At 58.0% G+C, this 15087-nt stretch carries 15 protein-coding genes and 2 pseudogenes; 10 read left to right on the forward strand and 7 right to left on the reverse strand.

The genetic code is table 11. The features are described 5' to 3' along the window. Positions 1–59 precede the first annotated feature (59 nt). Positions 60–1562, forward strand: coding sequence for an amidase family protein (locus ACLH0H_RS15605; protein ID WP_411378694.1), 1503 nt, complete (start codon positions 60–62; stop codon positions 1560–1562). A gap of 22 nt (positions 1563–1584) precedes the next feature. Next, complete coding sequence (locus ACLH0H_RS15610) at positions 1585–2142, forward strand: AAA family ATPase (RefSeq protein ID WP_411378695.1); 558 nt, start codon at positions 1585–1587, stop codon at positions 2140–2142. On the opposite strand, the gene ACLH0H_RS15615 is transcribed toward ACLH0H_RS15610, so the two are convergent. Both ACLH0H_RS15615 and ACLH0H_RS15620 read right to left on the reverse strand, forming a co-directional pair. Beyond that, on the reverse strand, positions 2072–2452 hold the full coding sequence (locus ACLH0H_RS15615; RefSeq protein ID WP_411378696.1) for a helix-turn-helix domain-containing protein: 381 nt from the start codon (positions 2450–2452) through the stop codon (positions 2072–2074). The genes ACLH0H_RS15610 and ACLH0H_RS15615 overlap by 71 nt on opposite strands. A gap of 161 nt (positions 2453–2613) precedes the next feature. After that, positions 2614–3561, reverse strand: coding sequence for a hypothetical protein (locus ACLH0H_RS15620; protein WP_411378697.1), 948 nt, complete (start codon positions 3559–3561; stop codon positions 2614–2616). 326 nt (positions 3562–3887) lie between these two features. On the opposite strand from ACLH0H_RS15620, the pseudogene ACLH0H_RS15625 reads away from it, so the two are divergent. After that, a pseudogene (locus tag ACLH0H_RS15625) lies at positions 3888–4053 on the forward strand (cell filamentation protein Fic); the annotation flags it as partial. Between the two features lie 262 nt (positions 4054–4315). Here the strand turns inward: ACLH0H_RS15625 and ACLH0H_RS15630 are convergent. From ACLH0H_RS15630 to ACLH0H_RS15645, 4 genes and pseudogenes are all read right to left on the reverse strand, one after another. Then, a complete protein-coding gene (locus ACLH0H_RS15630) occupies positions 4316–4963 on the reverse strand; it encodes an HAD-IB family hydrolase (RefSeq protein WP_411378698.1) in 648 nt (215 codons plus the stop codon). A 72-nt stretch (positions 4964–5035) separates the two neighbouring features. Continuing rightward, positions 5036–5749 (reverse strand): HNH endonuclease, encoded by a 714-nt coding sequence (locus ACLH0H_RS15635; protein ID WP_411378699.1) that lies wholly within the window; start codon positions 5747–5749, stop codon positions 5036–5038. Positions 5750–5848: 99 nt separating this feature from the next. After that, positions 5849–6426, reverse strand: a pseudogene (locus tag ACLH0H_RS15640) (Bro-N domain-containing protein). 320 nt (positions 6427–6746) lie between these two features. Then, positions 6747–7997 (reverse strand): ribonucleotide-diphosphate reductase subunit beta, encoded by a 1251-nt coding sequence (locus ACLH0H_RS15645; protein ID WP_307389951.1) that lies wholly within the window; start codon positions 7995–7997, stop codon positions 6747–6749. Between the two features lie 479 nt (positions 7998–8476). On the opposite strand from ACLH0H_RS15645, the gene vapB reads away from it, so the two are divergent. The 3 genes from vapB to ACLH0H_RS15660 are packed head-to-tail and all read left to right on the forward strand — an operon-like array spanning position 8477 to position 9320. Next, a complete protein-coding gene (gene vapB, locus ACLH0H_RS15650) occupies positions 8477–8707 on the forward strand; it encodes a type II toxin-antitoxin system VapB family antitoxin (protein WP_124424705.1) in 231 nt (76 codons plus the stop codon). Beyond that, positions 8704–9117, forward strand: a complete 414-nt coding sequence (locus ACLH0H_RS15655; RefSeq protein WP_411378700.1) for a type II toxin-antitoxin system VapC family toxin — start codon at positions 8704–8706, stop codon at positions 9115–9117. The genes vapB and ACLH0H_RS15655 overlap by 4 nt, the downstream gene beginning before the upstream one ends. Positions 9118–9131: 14 nt before the next feature. Further along, on the forward strand, positions 9132–9320 hold the full coding sequence (locus ACLH0H_RS15660; protein WP_411378701.1) for a hypothetical protein: 189 nt from the start codon (positions 9132–9134) through the stop codon (positions 9318–9320). Here the strand turns inward: ACLH0H_RS15660 and ACLH0H_RS15665 are convergent. Continuing rightward, positions 9310–9579, reverse strand: coding sequence for a DUF2790 domain-containing protein (locus ACLH0H_RS15665; protein WP_411378702.1), 270 nt, complete (start codon positions 9577–9579; stop codon positions 9310–9312). The two genes, ACLH0H_RS15660 and ACLH0H_RS15665, sit on opposite strands and share 11 nt — an antisense overlap. A gap of 399 nt (positions 9580–9978) precedes the next feature. Here ACLH0H_RS15665 and acs point away from each other — a divergent pair, with 399 nt between their 5' ends. The 4 genes from acs to ACLH0H_RS15685 all read left to right on the forward strand — a co-directional run bounded on the left by acs (position 9979) and on the right by ACLH0H_RS15685 (position 15086). Next, a complete protein-coding gene (gene acs, locus ACLH0H_RS15670; protein WP_411378703.1) occupies positions 9979–11934 on the forward strand; it encodes an acetate--CoA ligase in 1956 nt (651 codons plus the stop codon). A gap of 889 nt (positions 11935–12823) precedes the next feature. Next, positions 12824–13609: an ABC transporter substrate-binding protein gene (locus ACLH0H_RS15675; protein ID WP_411378704.1), complete on the forward strand. Its 786-nt coding sequence runs from the start codon at positions 12824–12826 to the stop codon at positions 13607–13609. A 92-nt stretch (positions 13610–13701) separates the two neighbouring features. After that, positions 13702–14391, forward strand: coding sequence for an ABC transporter permease (locus ACLH0H_RS15680; RefSeq protein WP_057723729.1), 690 nt, complete (start codon positions 13702–13704; stop codon positions 14389–14391). Next, positions 14388–15086, forward strand: a complete 699-nt coding sequence (locus ACLH0H_RS15685; protein WP_076949627.1) for an ABC transporter permease — start codon at positions 14388–14390, stop codon at positions 15084–15086. Before ACLH0H_RS15680 ends, ACLH0H_RS15685 begins: the two co-directional genes overlap by 4 nt. Position 15087: the final 1 nt, after the last annotated feature.

Raw genomic sequence — 15087 nt, forward strand, 5'->3', positions numbered from 1 at the left:
TAGACTGGCCAAAGGATCAACGTCGATCCTTCGTCATTTCTTACTCCTCAAGAGGTCTTATGTTAGGTATCGCATATGGAATGGGCTCCCTCGTCCGGCAATTCGTACAGTCCTTCACTGATGACTATTCCTCTGCCGCTTCAACGCCCGTCCCTCCAGGTACCGAGTACCTCAGTGTCAAAGAGCTGGGCGCGCAAATGTCCCGGCCGGGCGGGCTTACCTCGGCGGACCTGGTCACTTACTTGCAGGAACGGATCCGCAAAGTGGATCCGCAATTGCGTTCCGTCATCGAACTGAACCCTGAGGCGCTTGCGACCGCGCGAGAGTTGGATCGCGAGCGAGCCAGCGGCAAGGTGCGAGGGCCACTGCATGGCATTCCCATCCTGCTCAAGGACACGATCGAAACCGCCGGCATGCAGACCAGCGCAGGCGCCTTTGGTCTGGTAGGTACATCTGCCGGCAAGAACGCCCCGTTGGTTGACTACCTGATCCAGCAAGGCGCGGTGATCCTGGGCAAAACCAATATGACTGAACTGGCCGGGTTTCGTGGTGGTCCCGATGGCTGGAGCAGTCGGGGCGGGCAAACCCTTAACCCGCATCAACCGGAGGCCGACGTCGGAGGTTCCAGTTCCGGCTCCGCCGCAGCAGTGGCTGCGGGGCTGGCGCCCTTGGCGGTGGGGGCGGAGACCAGTGGTTCGATCATCGTGCCCGCAGCGCGCAACGGCGTTGTTGGTCTCAAGCCCAGCGTCGGCCTGCTGGACCGCAACGGGATTATTCCCGCGAGCCAACGGCAGGACACACCGGGGCCGATGGCTCGCTCGGTGTTCGATGTTGCGCTGATGCTCAATGCCATGTCGGGCAGCGATCCTCAGGATCCAGCGAGCGTGGGGGCGCCCCAAGGCATCGATTACACCGCGCTACTGGTTCCCGGCGCCTTGAAAGGCAAGCGTATTGGCTATCCTGCGACGTTTTCGAAAAACGGCGAATCACTGTCGGTCGAGAACAGTCCGCAGTTCAGCCGGACACTTGAGGTGCTGCGTGAGCAGGGTGCGGTTTTGGTGCCGGTCAACCTGCGCATGGCTGATGATTCACGCTACGGCGAGTTGCTGCTTTCGGATGTGAAAGAGGAGTTGAATGGTTACCTGGGCAAGCGATCGGGGTTGCCGGTCAAATCACTGACCGAGCTGATCAAGTTCAATGAAGACCGTGATGGCACTGTGGAGGATCATCAGCCGGTACTCAAGGAGATCAGCGCCTCTACGCTGACGCCGGAGCAAAGCAAGCCACTTTGGGATACGCTCATCCAAGATTTCCGCAACTCCATTGACGAGCCGATCCAGTCGTCAAACCTTGACGCCATGGTGTCGGATTTCGACACCAACAGTTACTTTGGCGTCGCAGCGGCGGGTTACCCGGGAATTGCCGTACCTTCCGGTAAGGATGAGGACGGTGTACCGACCAGTGCCTACTTCTTCGGCACCCGTTGGGCCGAACCTACCTTGCTGGCGGTGGCCCATGGGTATGAGCAGGCAGTCGAGGTTGCGATCAAGCCTGCGCTTTGACGTCACGGTTTACACTTGAACAATGACCTACAGAATCCACATCCTCGGTGCCGCCGGCGCCGGTACGACCACCTTGGGCAAGGCACTGGCCGAGCGCCTGAACGTCGCCTATTTCGATTCCGACGACTTCTACTGGCAACAGACTGCAGCGCCTTTTACCGTCCCACGCGCCAAGGATGAACGGATTCGATTGCTACAAGAACAGACCTGCGGCCTCGACGGCTGGGTGCTGTCCGGTTCACTGTGTGGTTGGGGCGACCCGATGATCCCGCTTTTCACCCATGCAGTGTTCCTGCGCCTGGACCCTGAAGTACGCCTGCACCGCCTGCGCCTGCGGGAACTTCAGCGTTACGGCGATGAAGTCCTGCCAGGCGGCAACCGGCATGAAAACAGCGTCGCCTTTCTGGCCTGGGCTGCGCGCTACGACGGCGGCAACCACAGCCTACGCAGTCTGCGCAGGCACGAAACCTGGTTGAAAACACTGACCTGCCCGGTGATACGGTTGGACTCTACGCACCATTCGGTTGAGGGGTTGGTGAGTCAAGTGATACCGATGTTGTGCCGATCAAGCGAGAGATGATGCCTTGTGTTGAGGGCTCGGTTACCGCGGTGTCAAACCGACGCACACTCATCCCCCACCCCGGCGCAAACCCCGGGAAAAACACCAGCCCTTCGGCCTCCAACCGAAACGCCAATGCCAAGCGGGTTTCATCCCCCACGTCGCGTTGGCTTTCAAACTGTTGAACCGCCTCCACCGCCACGCCGGCCTGGAGGGCCAGGTCTTCGCGGCTCCAGCCCAGCATCGCGCGGGCTTGCACGCTGTGCTTGGCGGTGAATTGATGCAGGACGATCTGCTGTTCTACGAAAGAGCTCATTGCCAGAGAGGACATGGTTTTCTCCAGGGTTCGACGGGGAGGGCTAACTATACTGTGTTTTTGTACAGTTGTTTTGACCGCTCATCAACTGCTTTTTAATGGCGGGGCTCTGACCCGTTTCCCGTGCAAGGGCTCGCGATTTGCTAGGTGCTGGCCGTGACGCTACAAGATTGCCTCTATTGCACCCCCGGCGCCTCCCGAATGATCAGGTGGTCCAGGTTCTCGATATTCGCACTGAACACCCCAAACGTCTGCTCGGGGTTTTTCTTGCTGGGCACCTGTTTCAGCTCCGGCGTCACCCCGTAAAAGAAGCAATACAGCGCCCGCTCATTGTCCACCGCGGCCTTGATCTGCTCCAGGAACGCCTTGCGCTTGCGGTAGTTCTCGATGAGTTTCTTGCTCAGGTAGACGTTGACCGAGTAGGGCTTCTTGTCGAGCCACACCTTTTTTTCGAAGTCGATGCGAAAGCTGCTGGTGTAGTCCTTGATGGCTTTGATCTTGCCCCAGTAGATCAGGCCTTTGTTGTCTTGCAGGTATTCGATCTTTTTGAAAAACGTCCAGTAGGTCGCGGTGTGTTCGCCGATCTTCAAGGGCATGCGCTTGAGCTTGTCCTTGTCGTCGATGTTGGACACAAAGCACTCCACCGGGTGGGCGAAGACGCTGGTTTTGTCTGGGGTGCTGTCGTTGGTGCCGTGGGATGTGGCGGTACGGTTTGACGGTACTTTCGCTGGGTCCTGTGGGACGCTTGCGCCTACACCGGTAAGTAACGGTTTGCGCGGGTACTGACGGCGGGTCAATACCCATTCCGAGGGGAAATTTTCTTCGCGATCGTCGTCACTTTCACCGGTCGCCGTCTTATGGGTGCTGGCGTAGCGGCAACCGTCGATATGCCGGGTCGTGGTCTTGTTCTTGAAGTGTGGCGTGCGCAGGTAATTGACGTTTTTTGCATTGAACGTGCTCAGCGCGTTGCCCGGATCGAACGCAGCGCGGCATGCATCGTTGGGGCAGAGGAAGCTGTCCTGGTCTGAGTCGAAATCGACGGTTTCGTCGAAATTCAGCTCGCGTACGTCGTAGATCGACAGCTTTTCATCGAGACTCAGGCTGTAGGCCGTGTCGAATTTCATGGGCTCAGGTCCGTGAGATGTTTAGCTGGATATTACGCAAATATCCGTAGGTACAAAGATCAAATGTGGGAGCAGGCAAACAGCTCCCACATTAGGGCAGCGGTGCTGAAGGGGGCGGGTTCACAGCCACGCGGCGCCCGCTCAGAAGCCTTAACATCGTTCAAATGTGGGAGCTGTCGAGCCCCAGCGAGGCTGCGAAGGGATCGCCTCGGTTTCCTGTCGGGCCCATAAACCCGTATCGCCTTGGTACGGGTCGTTAGCGTTTTCACCGAAAAAGTGGATTCGTTAACAAATTTGAGTGTGCATTAGTGTTTTCGCGAACACCCAATACCTTTGGCCCCGATATCCTGATGCGTACGGCCAGTTGGCTGACGTTCAAAGAGCCGCGTGCCAGCTTTCTGATCGAGAGAGAGGCCGACAAAGCCGACAGAATCCAACGGTTTGCCCACGTGATCGCCAAGTACTATGGCCATAATCGAGGATCCGTTGAGCACTAAAGGAAAATGGCTGGCAGGTATCGGGGAAACTGAAGAAAGCCTATCCGCAGTTGGACGCAGCGCCCTTGGCCGAACGGGTTGTGTAAGCAGTGCGCTCTGCGTTTGAAGAACGAGAGTCGGATAGCGCCGACGAGTGATCGAGACAGCCCCCGGACGCGCTATCGCGCCTGGCATCCATCAACCTGTGGGAGCTCTCGAGCCCCAGCGAGGCAGCGATGGGATCGACTCGGTGTCCCCGCCGATCCCCATGCCCCGCATCACCGCTGCAACCGGGCCCGTTTTTTCTTCTTCGCATGAAAATGCCGAAAATGCGCATCCTGCGCCGCCGCCAGCAACTCCCGATCCCCGCGCGTATCGCCCCAGGCCCTGAGCCGATATTCCCCCAGGTCCCCATACACCGCCTCGAGCCGCAGCACCTTGTTCTCACAGCGGCAATTATTCCCGGTGAGCTTGCCGGTCAGAACCCCATCCACCACCTCAAGCTCAGTCCCGATCAAGCGGATCCCCAGCCGATCGGCAAACGGCTGCAACACCAACGCCGGCGACGCCGAACACAGCGTCACCACCGCCCCCGAGCCCAACTCCTGCTCCACCGACAACACGCCCGCCGGGCGCATCAACCGCGCCCAATTGCGCTGGCAATACTCCTCGGCCTTCTGCTGCACCCACGCCTTTTCCACCCCGGTCATAAACGTGCGGATCAACTGCGCCTTCAACTCATCCCGGCTGATCTGCCGCACCAAAAAGCGCAGCCCCGGCACCGCCAGCTTGACCATCCGGCCATAGAACTCGCCAGTGCCAAAGGCAAACTTGAGGAAGGGCACGAAACTGTCGTGGTGGGTGAGGGTGCCGTCGAAGTCAAAGACGGAAAGTACTTTGGCGTCAACGGGGCCGGCTTCGAGCATGTCTGGGTTCACGGGTTGGCCTCGGTCCTATCTAGTATTTTTTGAATATGCATCAGGTGTGACAGCGGGAGTCTACTCCCGTGCCAATCTTCCGATTTTGGCATAGAGCCCTTTGGTGAAGGCTTCCCGGTCACTCGACCGGTGACAACGCTGATGGCAATTGGGGCACAAGGCTACAGCATTGCTGATGCGATCCGAACCCTTCTGGGCGAGGTGCTTGACGTGATGTACTTCAAGAAATGGCAAACCGTCGACCTCGAACGGCGCGTTTGAACCGCAGCCTTCGCAGATGCCGTTAGCTTGCTTGAGCACCCACGCGCGAACTTTTGGGTCGCGAACGAAGGCTGTGCTGAACGTGGATACTTTCTGTGGTTTGGCAATGCCGACCGGTAGTTTTCGGAAGGTTTGCTGCTGCAGTTTGGACGCGCGGCGGATGAGCGTTTGCTCATCGGCGGTTTGGGCGGCGTCTTCGGATTCGAATATGCCTTGTGCGGCGAGGGCGTAGCGGATGCGTTTTTCTACGCCGGAGCCTACGTTCTTGGCGGGCTTATAACCTTCGATGCGGTCCCAGCCCATACGGACAAGCACGGTGGAAATGTTTTGCATGCGGAATTCAATGGAGCCCTTCGCACGGCCCGCCACCGGGCCTTCGCGCAGAAGTCGGTTTTCGAGGGCTTTGTTGAAAGGTTGGCCACTCTTTTCCCAGGCCAGCATCTTTAGGTAAGCCTCGACCGCCGCTGCCAGTTCCGCGTCGCTCCAGTCCGTTTTGTCTTTCGTAATGTCCATGCAGCCGCCGAGGGTGGAAAACCCTCGGACGATACTGAGTGGTCGTTAGTGCGTCTACGAAATTTCCTACAAGTCGGCCGGAATCGGCCGTAGTCTTCGTTAGTAGATTCGCTGCTTGGTTAGAAAAGGTTGTATGAGCTTCCGCCACCACGGGTTTTTTTCTGGCTCTCTTCGATAGGTTCTATTTACCAGCAAATACGGCATGTCTCGAAGACGTATCCAGCCCTCATCCTGCCAATGCAGCAGGTTCAAAGACATCTCCGGCCAGTCCAGCATGCTCAGTAGCGGCCGCTCCATCGATCGCATCTGGCGCTGATCACGCAACGTCGGAACGACTTCATGAGTCAGCCAGCTACGTAACAGGCGGTTTCCCGGTACGTAGTGATAGACCAGCAGCGCATAAGCGCCGGACTCACTGATCATGAGCATTTCTTCAGGTTGGCCATGGAACAGCAGGTTTACGGTTCTCTTTTGGTCTTCGTCAAGCTTGCGAGTCGTTCGCTCATCCAAATGCCATCCATTAAGCGCCCAAGATCGCGAGCGCAGAACCAGGGTTGGTTTTCCAGGAGAAGAGTATGTAAATGAAGACTGTGACGAGTGAAGACAACGGCGATAAACGGTTCAGCCCCGACTACTTCTTTGCCGACAGTTAAGTTGGATAGATGTTGATTGGACATTCCCTATGACCTCTACGTGACTTCTGAAGGACCAGAACCCAACGTAGAGAATACGGTTTTAGGAAACCCCAACCGACTAAGCCTCATTGCAGCGTTAAATTCCGCGCGACTGATGTCGAGCGGGATTTTTGCTGTGTGATTAAGGCTTGCTTCTACGTTGGGCGTTTCTTAGGCACCGGCGGACTAGCCTAGGTAACATCGAAATATGCATCAACGCTCCCATGGATGATCGTCTTGTAGGAAGGGTCCTGTTCAATTCAGGGTGTATAAAAAAGCCCTGAACTAGTGTCAGGGCTTTTTGGTGTTAATTGCTGTAGTACTCAGTCCCAGCTCAGCGCTCCACCGGTCTGGTACTCGATTACACGGGTCTCGAAAAAGTTTTTCTCCTTCTTCAAATCCATAATCTCGCTCATCCACGGGAACGGGTTGGTCGTCCCTGGATACTCTTCTTTCAGACCAATCTGCGACAAGCGACGGTTAGCAATAAACTTGAGGTAATCCTCCATCATCGCCGCATTCATCCCCAACACCCCGCGCGGCATGGTATCCCGCGCATATTCAATCTCCAGCTGCGTCCCCTGCAAAATCATCTGGGTCGCTTCTTCCTTCATTTCGGCATCCCACAAATGCGGGTTTTCGATCTTGATCTGGTTAATCACATCGATCCCGAAGTTCAGGTGCATCGACTCATCGCGCAGGATGTACTGGAACTGCTCGGCCACGCCGGTCATTTTGTTGCGGCGGCCCATGGACAAAATCTGGGTGAAGCCGCAGTAGAAGAAGATGCCTTCCAGCACGCAGTAGTAGGCGACCAGGTTGCGCAGCAGCTCTTTGTCGGTGTCGACGGTGCCGGTTTCGAACTTCGGATCGGAGATCGAGCGGGTGTACTTCAAACCCCAGGCTGCCTTTTTGGCGACCGATGGAATCTCGTGGTACATGTTGAAGATCTCGCCTTCATCCATGGCCAGGGATTCGATGCAGTACTGGTAGGCGTGGGTGTGGATCGCTTCTTCGAAGGCCTGGCGCAGGATGTACTGGCGGCACTCCGGGTTGGTGATCAGGCGGTAGACGGCCAGCACCAGGTTGTTCGCGACCAACGAATCGGCGGTGGAGAAGAAGCCGAGGTTGCGCATGACGATGCGGCGTTCGTCGTCGGTCAGGCCTTCGGGGTCTTTCCACAGGGCGATGTCGGCGGTCATGTTGACCTCTTGCGGCATCCAGTGGTTGGCGCAGCCGTCGAGGTACTTTTGCCAGGCCCAGTCGTACTTGAAGGGCACGAGTTGGTTGAGGTCGGCGCGGCAGTTGATCATGCGCTTTTCGTCGACGGCGACGCGGGCGGAGGCGCCTTCGAGTTCGGCGAGGCCTTCGGCGACGTCGAGTTTGTCCAGCTCGGCCTTGGCGCGCGCGATGGCGGCGGAGTCACTGGCGGTGACGGCGCGGGCTTCGATGGCGGCGGCGGCGCCGGCACCGTCGAGGCGGTCCATGTTGGCTTCGGTGGCGTGGCCGGCGTTGGCGCCTTTGGCGGTTACTTCGCCTTCTTCTTCTTTGTCGAATTCGTCCCAGCTCAGCATGACGTGTCGTCTCCTGCGTGAGGGCTCAAGGTGCCCGTGTGAAACCGGATGGTTGGGTGTTCACACGGCCCCAGGGCCGCGGTGGATCTTAAGGAATCGTTTGTTGCAGCAGCTCGCGCAGGCAAATAAACGTAATGGGGTAACGGGTACTGCATGAGGCTTGAGGGGCGGAGCGGGTGGTGCAGGCTCCGGCGGTGGCCTCAGGTCTGGCTCTTCGTCCCTGTGTAAAGGGATATTGCAGGCCCGATTTACCCGCGCATTATAGGGAAAAATTCGGGTTTGTGTTGTGACTGATGGTCACGGATCAGAGACAAAAAGGCTGCTTTTTGAGCCGGAGTAAGCGTTTACGGGGTGTTGCTGCGGCGGATTTTTTTGGCAACTGGCACACATGTCCAATCGTCGGCAAATTGCCATATGCCTTGCATAGGCTTCTACGTATCCCTACATTGCATATGTCACGCATAGGTAGGAGTTGAATCATGCGCACAGTCTCAATTTTTAAAAACGGAAAGAATCAGGCTATTCGATTTCCAAACGACATGGCCTACGAGGGAGTCGGCGAGCTCGAAATCACCCGCAATGGAGATACGATCACATTGCGACCTGTCCGGCCTAGCTGGGGGTCGCTGAGTGAGTTGCCCAAGGCGGACGAAGATTTTCTTCAGGAGCGTCAGGACGTTGTTGGCGATGAAGGCAGGTTCAATCTGTGACGACATACATGCTGGATACCTGCATTTGCTCGTTCATCATGCGTGAGCGGCCCGAGTGTGTGCTTGAGCGACTGGCATTGGAGGTTGCGAGGAGCAATCGAATCGTGATTTCGGCCATTACTTATGCCGAAATGCGATATGGACAGATTGGGAAAAAGGCATCGCCCAAACACAAGATGTTAGTCGATGAGTTTGTGAAGCGGCTCGATGAAGTCCTGCCGTGGGGCATGGCGGCGGTGGACGCGACGGTTGAAGTAAAACGAAGCCTAACCGAGCAAGGGTCGATCATCGGCCAAAATGATACTGCGATTGCAGGGCATGCAATTGCTTCGGGGTGTACGTTGGTGACCAACAACATTCGGGAGTTCAGTCGCGTGTCGGGGTTGTCTTACGAGGATTGGGTTCACTAACAGGAGCGAATGGTATGGCTGAAATCGCCATCGCAGGCAAGCCAGCTCCCACATTTGAATGGCGGGGTGCCAGAGCGTGGTCGGCAGGCCAGCTACCCTATTTGATCCGCGTGGCGGTCGAGTGGGTTCTTGGCCGCAAGAACGATTTCCTGCGGCGACCAAGATCCGGGTTGAAACTAAATAACCAAGTTATTACCCGTTAGAGCAACCATTGCCCATCACATGATAATTAAGAATATGACGCTGACCTTGCGAGTCTTCATATTCCATCTTCACCGGTACAACTTCGCACACTTGCGGAATATCACTCATGGACAATACTTTGGCGACGTCCAAGTGGGTGCTGTAGGTGTAGTCCTCGACAATCGGCGCGTTGCGGCCGGCCAGCTCGGTCGGGGCCTCGTCGGCCAGGGCGGCGGTGGCGCACAGGCTGCTGAGGGCCAACACTACTAAAGCTTTCATTCTCTATTTACCTTCTTCAGGGCGAAAGGGGTCACGGGGCCCTTGTGAGGCCACGTGTGTAACTTGAGAGTTGGGAAGTTAGGATTAACGTTGCCTTCGTGGGGGCTGTTACGGTGTTAATCACAATGCCTTGGTGGGCGGAGTTGATTTTAGGCGCCTGGGTTCTATTCATATACCCGTGGTTTTGATAAACACTTTTGGCGGTTTTTGTAACAATCGGCCGATGAAGGTTTTTTCACCTGGCCGCAATGCGCCACAGGCCGCGGGCCAGAGCGGTGTTCGGGCATGGCAGGGCAATTTGTAGGGTCTTGTTACTACCATCGTCGAATGGTTCTATAGGCCCACCCCGGCTACAACAGGGGCCATACAACAACAACTATTGTCACCGAGGTAAGAAAGATGAGTGCGGCTTCCCTGTACCCCGTCCGCCCCGAAGTAGCAGCCAACACGCTGACCGACGAGGCGACCTACAAGGCGATGTACCAGCAATCGGTGGTCAACCCCGATGGTTTCTGGCGCGAGCAAGCCAAGCGTCTCGACTGGATCAAGCCTTTCACCACGGTGAAGCAGACCTCGTTCGACGATCACCATGTCGACATCAAGTGGTTCGCCGATGGCACCTTGAACGTTTCCTACAACTGCCTGGACCGTCACCTCGCCGAGCGTGGCGACCAGATTGCGATCATCTGGGAGGGCGATGACCCTGCCGAGAGCCGCAACATCACCTATCGCGAGCTGCATGAACAAGTCTGCAAGTTCGCCAACGCCCTGCGTGGCCAGGATGTGCACCGCGGCGACGTGGTGACTATCTATATGCCGATGATCCCCGAAGCCGTGGTCGCCATGCTGGCCTGTACCCGCATCGGTGCGATTCACTCGGTGGTGTTCGGTGGTTTCTCGCCGGAAGCCCTGGCCGGTCGCATCATCGACTGTAAGTCGAAGGTGGTGATCACCGCTGACGAAGGCATCCGCGCTGGTAAGAAAATTCCGCTCAAGGCCAACGTCGACGACGCACTGACCAACCCGGAAACCAGCAGCATCCAGAAGGTCATCGTGTGCAAGCGCACCAATGGCCAGATCAAGTGGAACCAGCACCGCGACATCTGGTACGAAGACCTGATGAAAGTGGCGGGCACCGTGTGCGCGCCCAAAGAAATGGGCGCCGAAGAAGCGCTGTTCATCCTCTATACCTCCGGCTCCACCGGCAAGCCTAAGGGTGTGCAGCACACCACCGGCGGCTACCTGCTGTATGCGGCCCTGACCCATGAGCGCGTATTCGACTACCGCCCGGGCGAAGTCTACTGGTGCACCGCCGACGTTGGCTGGGTCACCGGCCACACTTATATTGTCTACGGCCCGCTGGCGAATGGCGCGACCACCTTGCTGTTCGAAGGCGTGCCGAACTACCCGGATATCACGCGGGTGGCGAAGATCGTCGACAAGCACAAGGTCAACGTCCTCTACACCGCGCCGACCGCGATCCGCGCAATGATGGCTTCCGGCACTGCCGCCTGCGAAGGCGCCGACGGCAGCAGCCTGCGCCTGCTGGGTTCGGTGGGCGAGCCGATCAACCCGGAAGCCTGGGACTGGTACTACAAGAACGTCGGCCAATCCCGTTGCCCGATTGTCGACACCTGGTGGCAGACCGAAACCGGCGGCAACATGATGAGCCCGTTGCCGGGCGCCCATGCGCTCAAGCCGGGTTCGGCGGCGCGGCCGTTCTTTGGTGTGGTGCCGGCGCTGGTGGACAACCTGGGCAACCTGATCGAAGGCGCGGCCGAAGGCAACTTGGTAATCCTCGATTCGTGGCCGGGCCAGGCGCGTACGCTGTTTGGCGACCATGACCGCTTCGTCGACACCTACTTCAAGACCTTCCGTGGCATGTATTTCACCGGTGACGGTGCGCGCCGCGACGAAGACGGTTACTACTGGATCACCGGGCGCGTGGATGACGTGCTCAACGTGTCCGGCCATCGCATGGGCACCGCCGAGATCGAAAGCGCCATGGTCGCCCACCCGAAAGTCGCCGAAGCGGCGGTGGTGGGTGTGCCGCACGACATCAAGGGGCAGGGCATTTATGTCTACGTCACCTTGATCGGCGGCGAAGAGCCCAGCGAGCAGTTGCGCCTGGAGTTGAAGAACTGGGTGCGTAAAGAGATCGGGCCGATTGCTTCGCCGGACGTGATCCAGTGGGCGCCGGGCTTGCCGAAGACGCGCTCGGGGAAAATCATGCGGCGGATTCTGCGCAAGATTGCCACGGCGGAATATGACGGGTTGGGGGATATCTCCACCTTGGCCGACCCGGGGGTGGTGGCGCATTTGATTGAGACGCACAAGACCATGAACGTCGCGTAAGGCGGGGTAGGTGGGAAAAAGCCCCATTCGGTGTGAGCCGGGTGGGGCTTTTTTGTGGGTCATCGAAATCAGTGGAGATCAAACTGTGGGAGGCTGGCTTGCCTGCGATGGCCATAAGTATCTACACAACTTTCAAACGCTGACAAATCTCCTTGTAGTGAGCGGGCTTGTCCCGCGCTGGGCTGCGAAGCGGCCCCAAACCAGGCGAATTGCGTTTATCTGAAACTGCGCGGTGTCTTTGTTGGGGCGGCTTCGCCACCCAGCGCGGGACAAGCCCGCTCACTACAGAAATGTGTAGATACCTATGCTGCGATGGCGGTGTATCAGTCACAGACCGGCTGACTGACCCGCCGCTATCGCAGGCAAGCCAGCTCCCACAGGTTGGATTGCATTTCATGGCGAGCATCGGTGGTACAACCACCAGCCGAATAAATATCGGTTTCTCTCACCGGAAGTTTCAGAATGTTACCGCCTTGACCAAATGTGTAACCCCACGCCCAAACATGAGGCAATGCGCTACGCCAGCGCCGCTGAAAGCCGCCTTTTAGACACCCATGGAAATAAGATCAAACGCCCCACTTGCCGTCCCAGAAGGGTTTGCGAATAATAGGCCCGCAATTTGCAGCATCTACAGGTTGAATGTCTTTTGTCTCTGCATAAAATCCAGAGGCTGTCAATGAGCTGGAACCGCTTTCTCGGTGCATCTGTAAATTGTTGTCGCATTGAGGAAATATCGGCTTCCGGCCTGTCGTTAGAATGCCGATCACTCGCTCGTCGTCTCCAGGCTTGATCTGGTGTGGGACGCAGCACTGCTATTCGGTTTCACCTTCGCCGCATCGTGGGCCATGGCTCATACTGCTGTTTTGCCCTATACCGATGGAGTCCCAAGATGAAGAAACTTGTGCTGTTGGGCGCCCTGGCGCTGTCCGTGCTGTCCATGCAGGCTTTTGCCGAAGGCAAGCCGCTGAAAATTGGTATCGAAGCGGCCTACCCTCCGTTTGCCTCGAAGGCGCCGGACGGCAGCATCGTCGGTTTTGACTACGACATCGGCAATGCGCTGTGCGAAGAAATGCAGGTCAAGTGCACCTGGGTCGAGCAGGAGTTCGACGGCCTGATCCCGGCGCTCAAAGTGCGCAAGATCGACGCGATCCTATCGTCCATGTCCATCACCGACGACCGCAAGAAGTCCGTGGACTTCACCAACCGCTACTACCTGACCCCGGCGCGCCTGGTGATGAAGGAAGGCACGGCGGTCAGCGACAGCCTGGATGAGTTGAAAGGCAAGAAAATCGGCGTGCAGCGCGGTTCGATCCATGACCGTTTCGCCAAGGAAGTCCTGGCCCCTAAAGGCGCCACCATCGTGCCTTACAGCTCGCAGAACGAAATCTACCTGGACGTGGAAGCCGGTCGCCTCGACGGCACCGTGGCTGACGCCACCCTGCTGCAGGAAGGTTTCCTCGACACCCCGGCCGGCAAAGGCTACGCGTTCACCGGCCCGGCCTTCACCGACGCCAAATACTTCGGCGACGGCATCGGCATCGCGGTACGCAAGGGCGACAAGGAAAACCTGGAGCGCATCAACGCGGCCATCGCGGCGATCCGTGCCAACGGCAAGTACAAGACGATCCAGGACAAGTACTTCAACTTCGACATTTACGGCGCTGACGCCAAGTAAACCGTCGCAGCTGTCTGTCCGAAATGGCGCAAGCAACAGAACACTCTGAAGTTTGCGCCATTTTTTCATCCCCCTTTTCGAGGACCTGAATCATGTTGAAAGGCTACGGGGCCGTCATCCTCGATGGCGCATGGTTGACGCTTCAGCTCGCCTTGTCGTCCATGGCCTTGGCCATTGTTCTGGGTCTGATCGGGGTCGCGTTGCGCCTGTCGCCGGTGCGCTGGTTGGCCTGGCTGGGTGACTTGTACTCCACGGTGATCCGCGGGATCCCCGACCTGGTGCTGATCCTGCTGATTTTCTACGGCGGTCAGGACCTGCTCAACCGCGTCGCGCCGATGCTCGGCTACGACGACTATATCGACTTGAACCCCCTGGCCGCCGGTATCGGCACCCTGGGGTTCATCTTTGGCGCCTACCTGTCGGAAACCTTCCGCGGCGCCTTCATGGCCATCCCCAAGGGCCAGGCCGAAGCCGGCCTTGCGTATGGCATGAGCGGTTTCCAGGTGTTTTTCCGGGTGATGGTGCCGCAGATGATCCGGCTGGCGATCCCCGGTTTTACCAACAACTGGCTGGTGCTGACCAAGGCCACCGCGCTGATTTCGGTGGTGGGCCTGCAAGACATGATGTTCAAGGCCAAGCAGGCGGCCGACGCCACCCGCGAGCCTTTTACCTTCTTCCTCGCAGTGGCGGCGATGTACCTGGTGATCACCAGCGTGTCGTTGCTGGCGCTGCGCTACCTCGAGAAGCGCTACTCGGTAGGCGTAAGGGCGGCTGATCTATGATCTTCGACTACAACGTCATCTGGGAGGCCATGCCGCTGTACCTCGGCGGCTTGCTGACCACCCTGAAACTGCTCGCCATCTCGTTGTTCTTCGGCCTGCTCGCCGCCTTGCCCCTGGGCTTGATGCGCGTGTCCAAGCAGCCGATCGTCAACGGCGCAGCCTGGCTCTATACCTACGTGATCCGCGGCACGCCGATGCTGGTGCAGCTGTTCCTGATCTACTACGGCCTGGCGCAGTTCGAAACCGTGCGCGAAAGCTTCATGTGGCCGCTGCTGTCCAGCGCCACGTTCTGCGCGTGCCTGGCGTTTGCGATCAACACCAGCGCCTACACCGCCGAAATCATCGCCGGCAGCCTCAAGGCCACGCCCAATGGCGAGATCGAAGCGGCCAAGGCCATGGGCATGTCGCGCTACAAGCTGTACCGCCGCATTCTGCTGCCGTCGGCCCTGCGCCGCGCGCTGCCGCAGTACAGCAACGAAGTGATCATGATGCTGCAGACCACCAGCCTGGCCTCCATCGTCACTTTGATCGACATCACCGGTGCCGCGCGCACGGTGAACGCGCAATTCTACCTGCCGTTCGAGGCCTATATCACCGCCGGCGCGTTCTACCTGTGCCTGACCTTTATCCTGGTACGCCTGTTCAAGTTGGCCGAGCGCCGCTGGCTGAGCTACCTGGCGCCAAGGAAGCACTGAT

Source organism: Pseudomonas sp. MPB26 (assembly GCF_046605355.1).
GTDB classification, from domain to species: domain Bacteria; phylum Pseudomonadota; class Gammaproteobacteria; order Pseudomonadales; family Pseudomonadaceae; genus Aquipseudomonas; species Aquipseudomonas cedrina.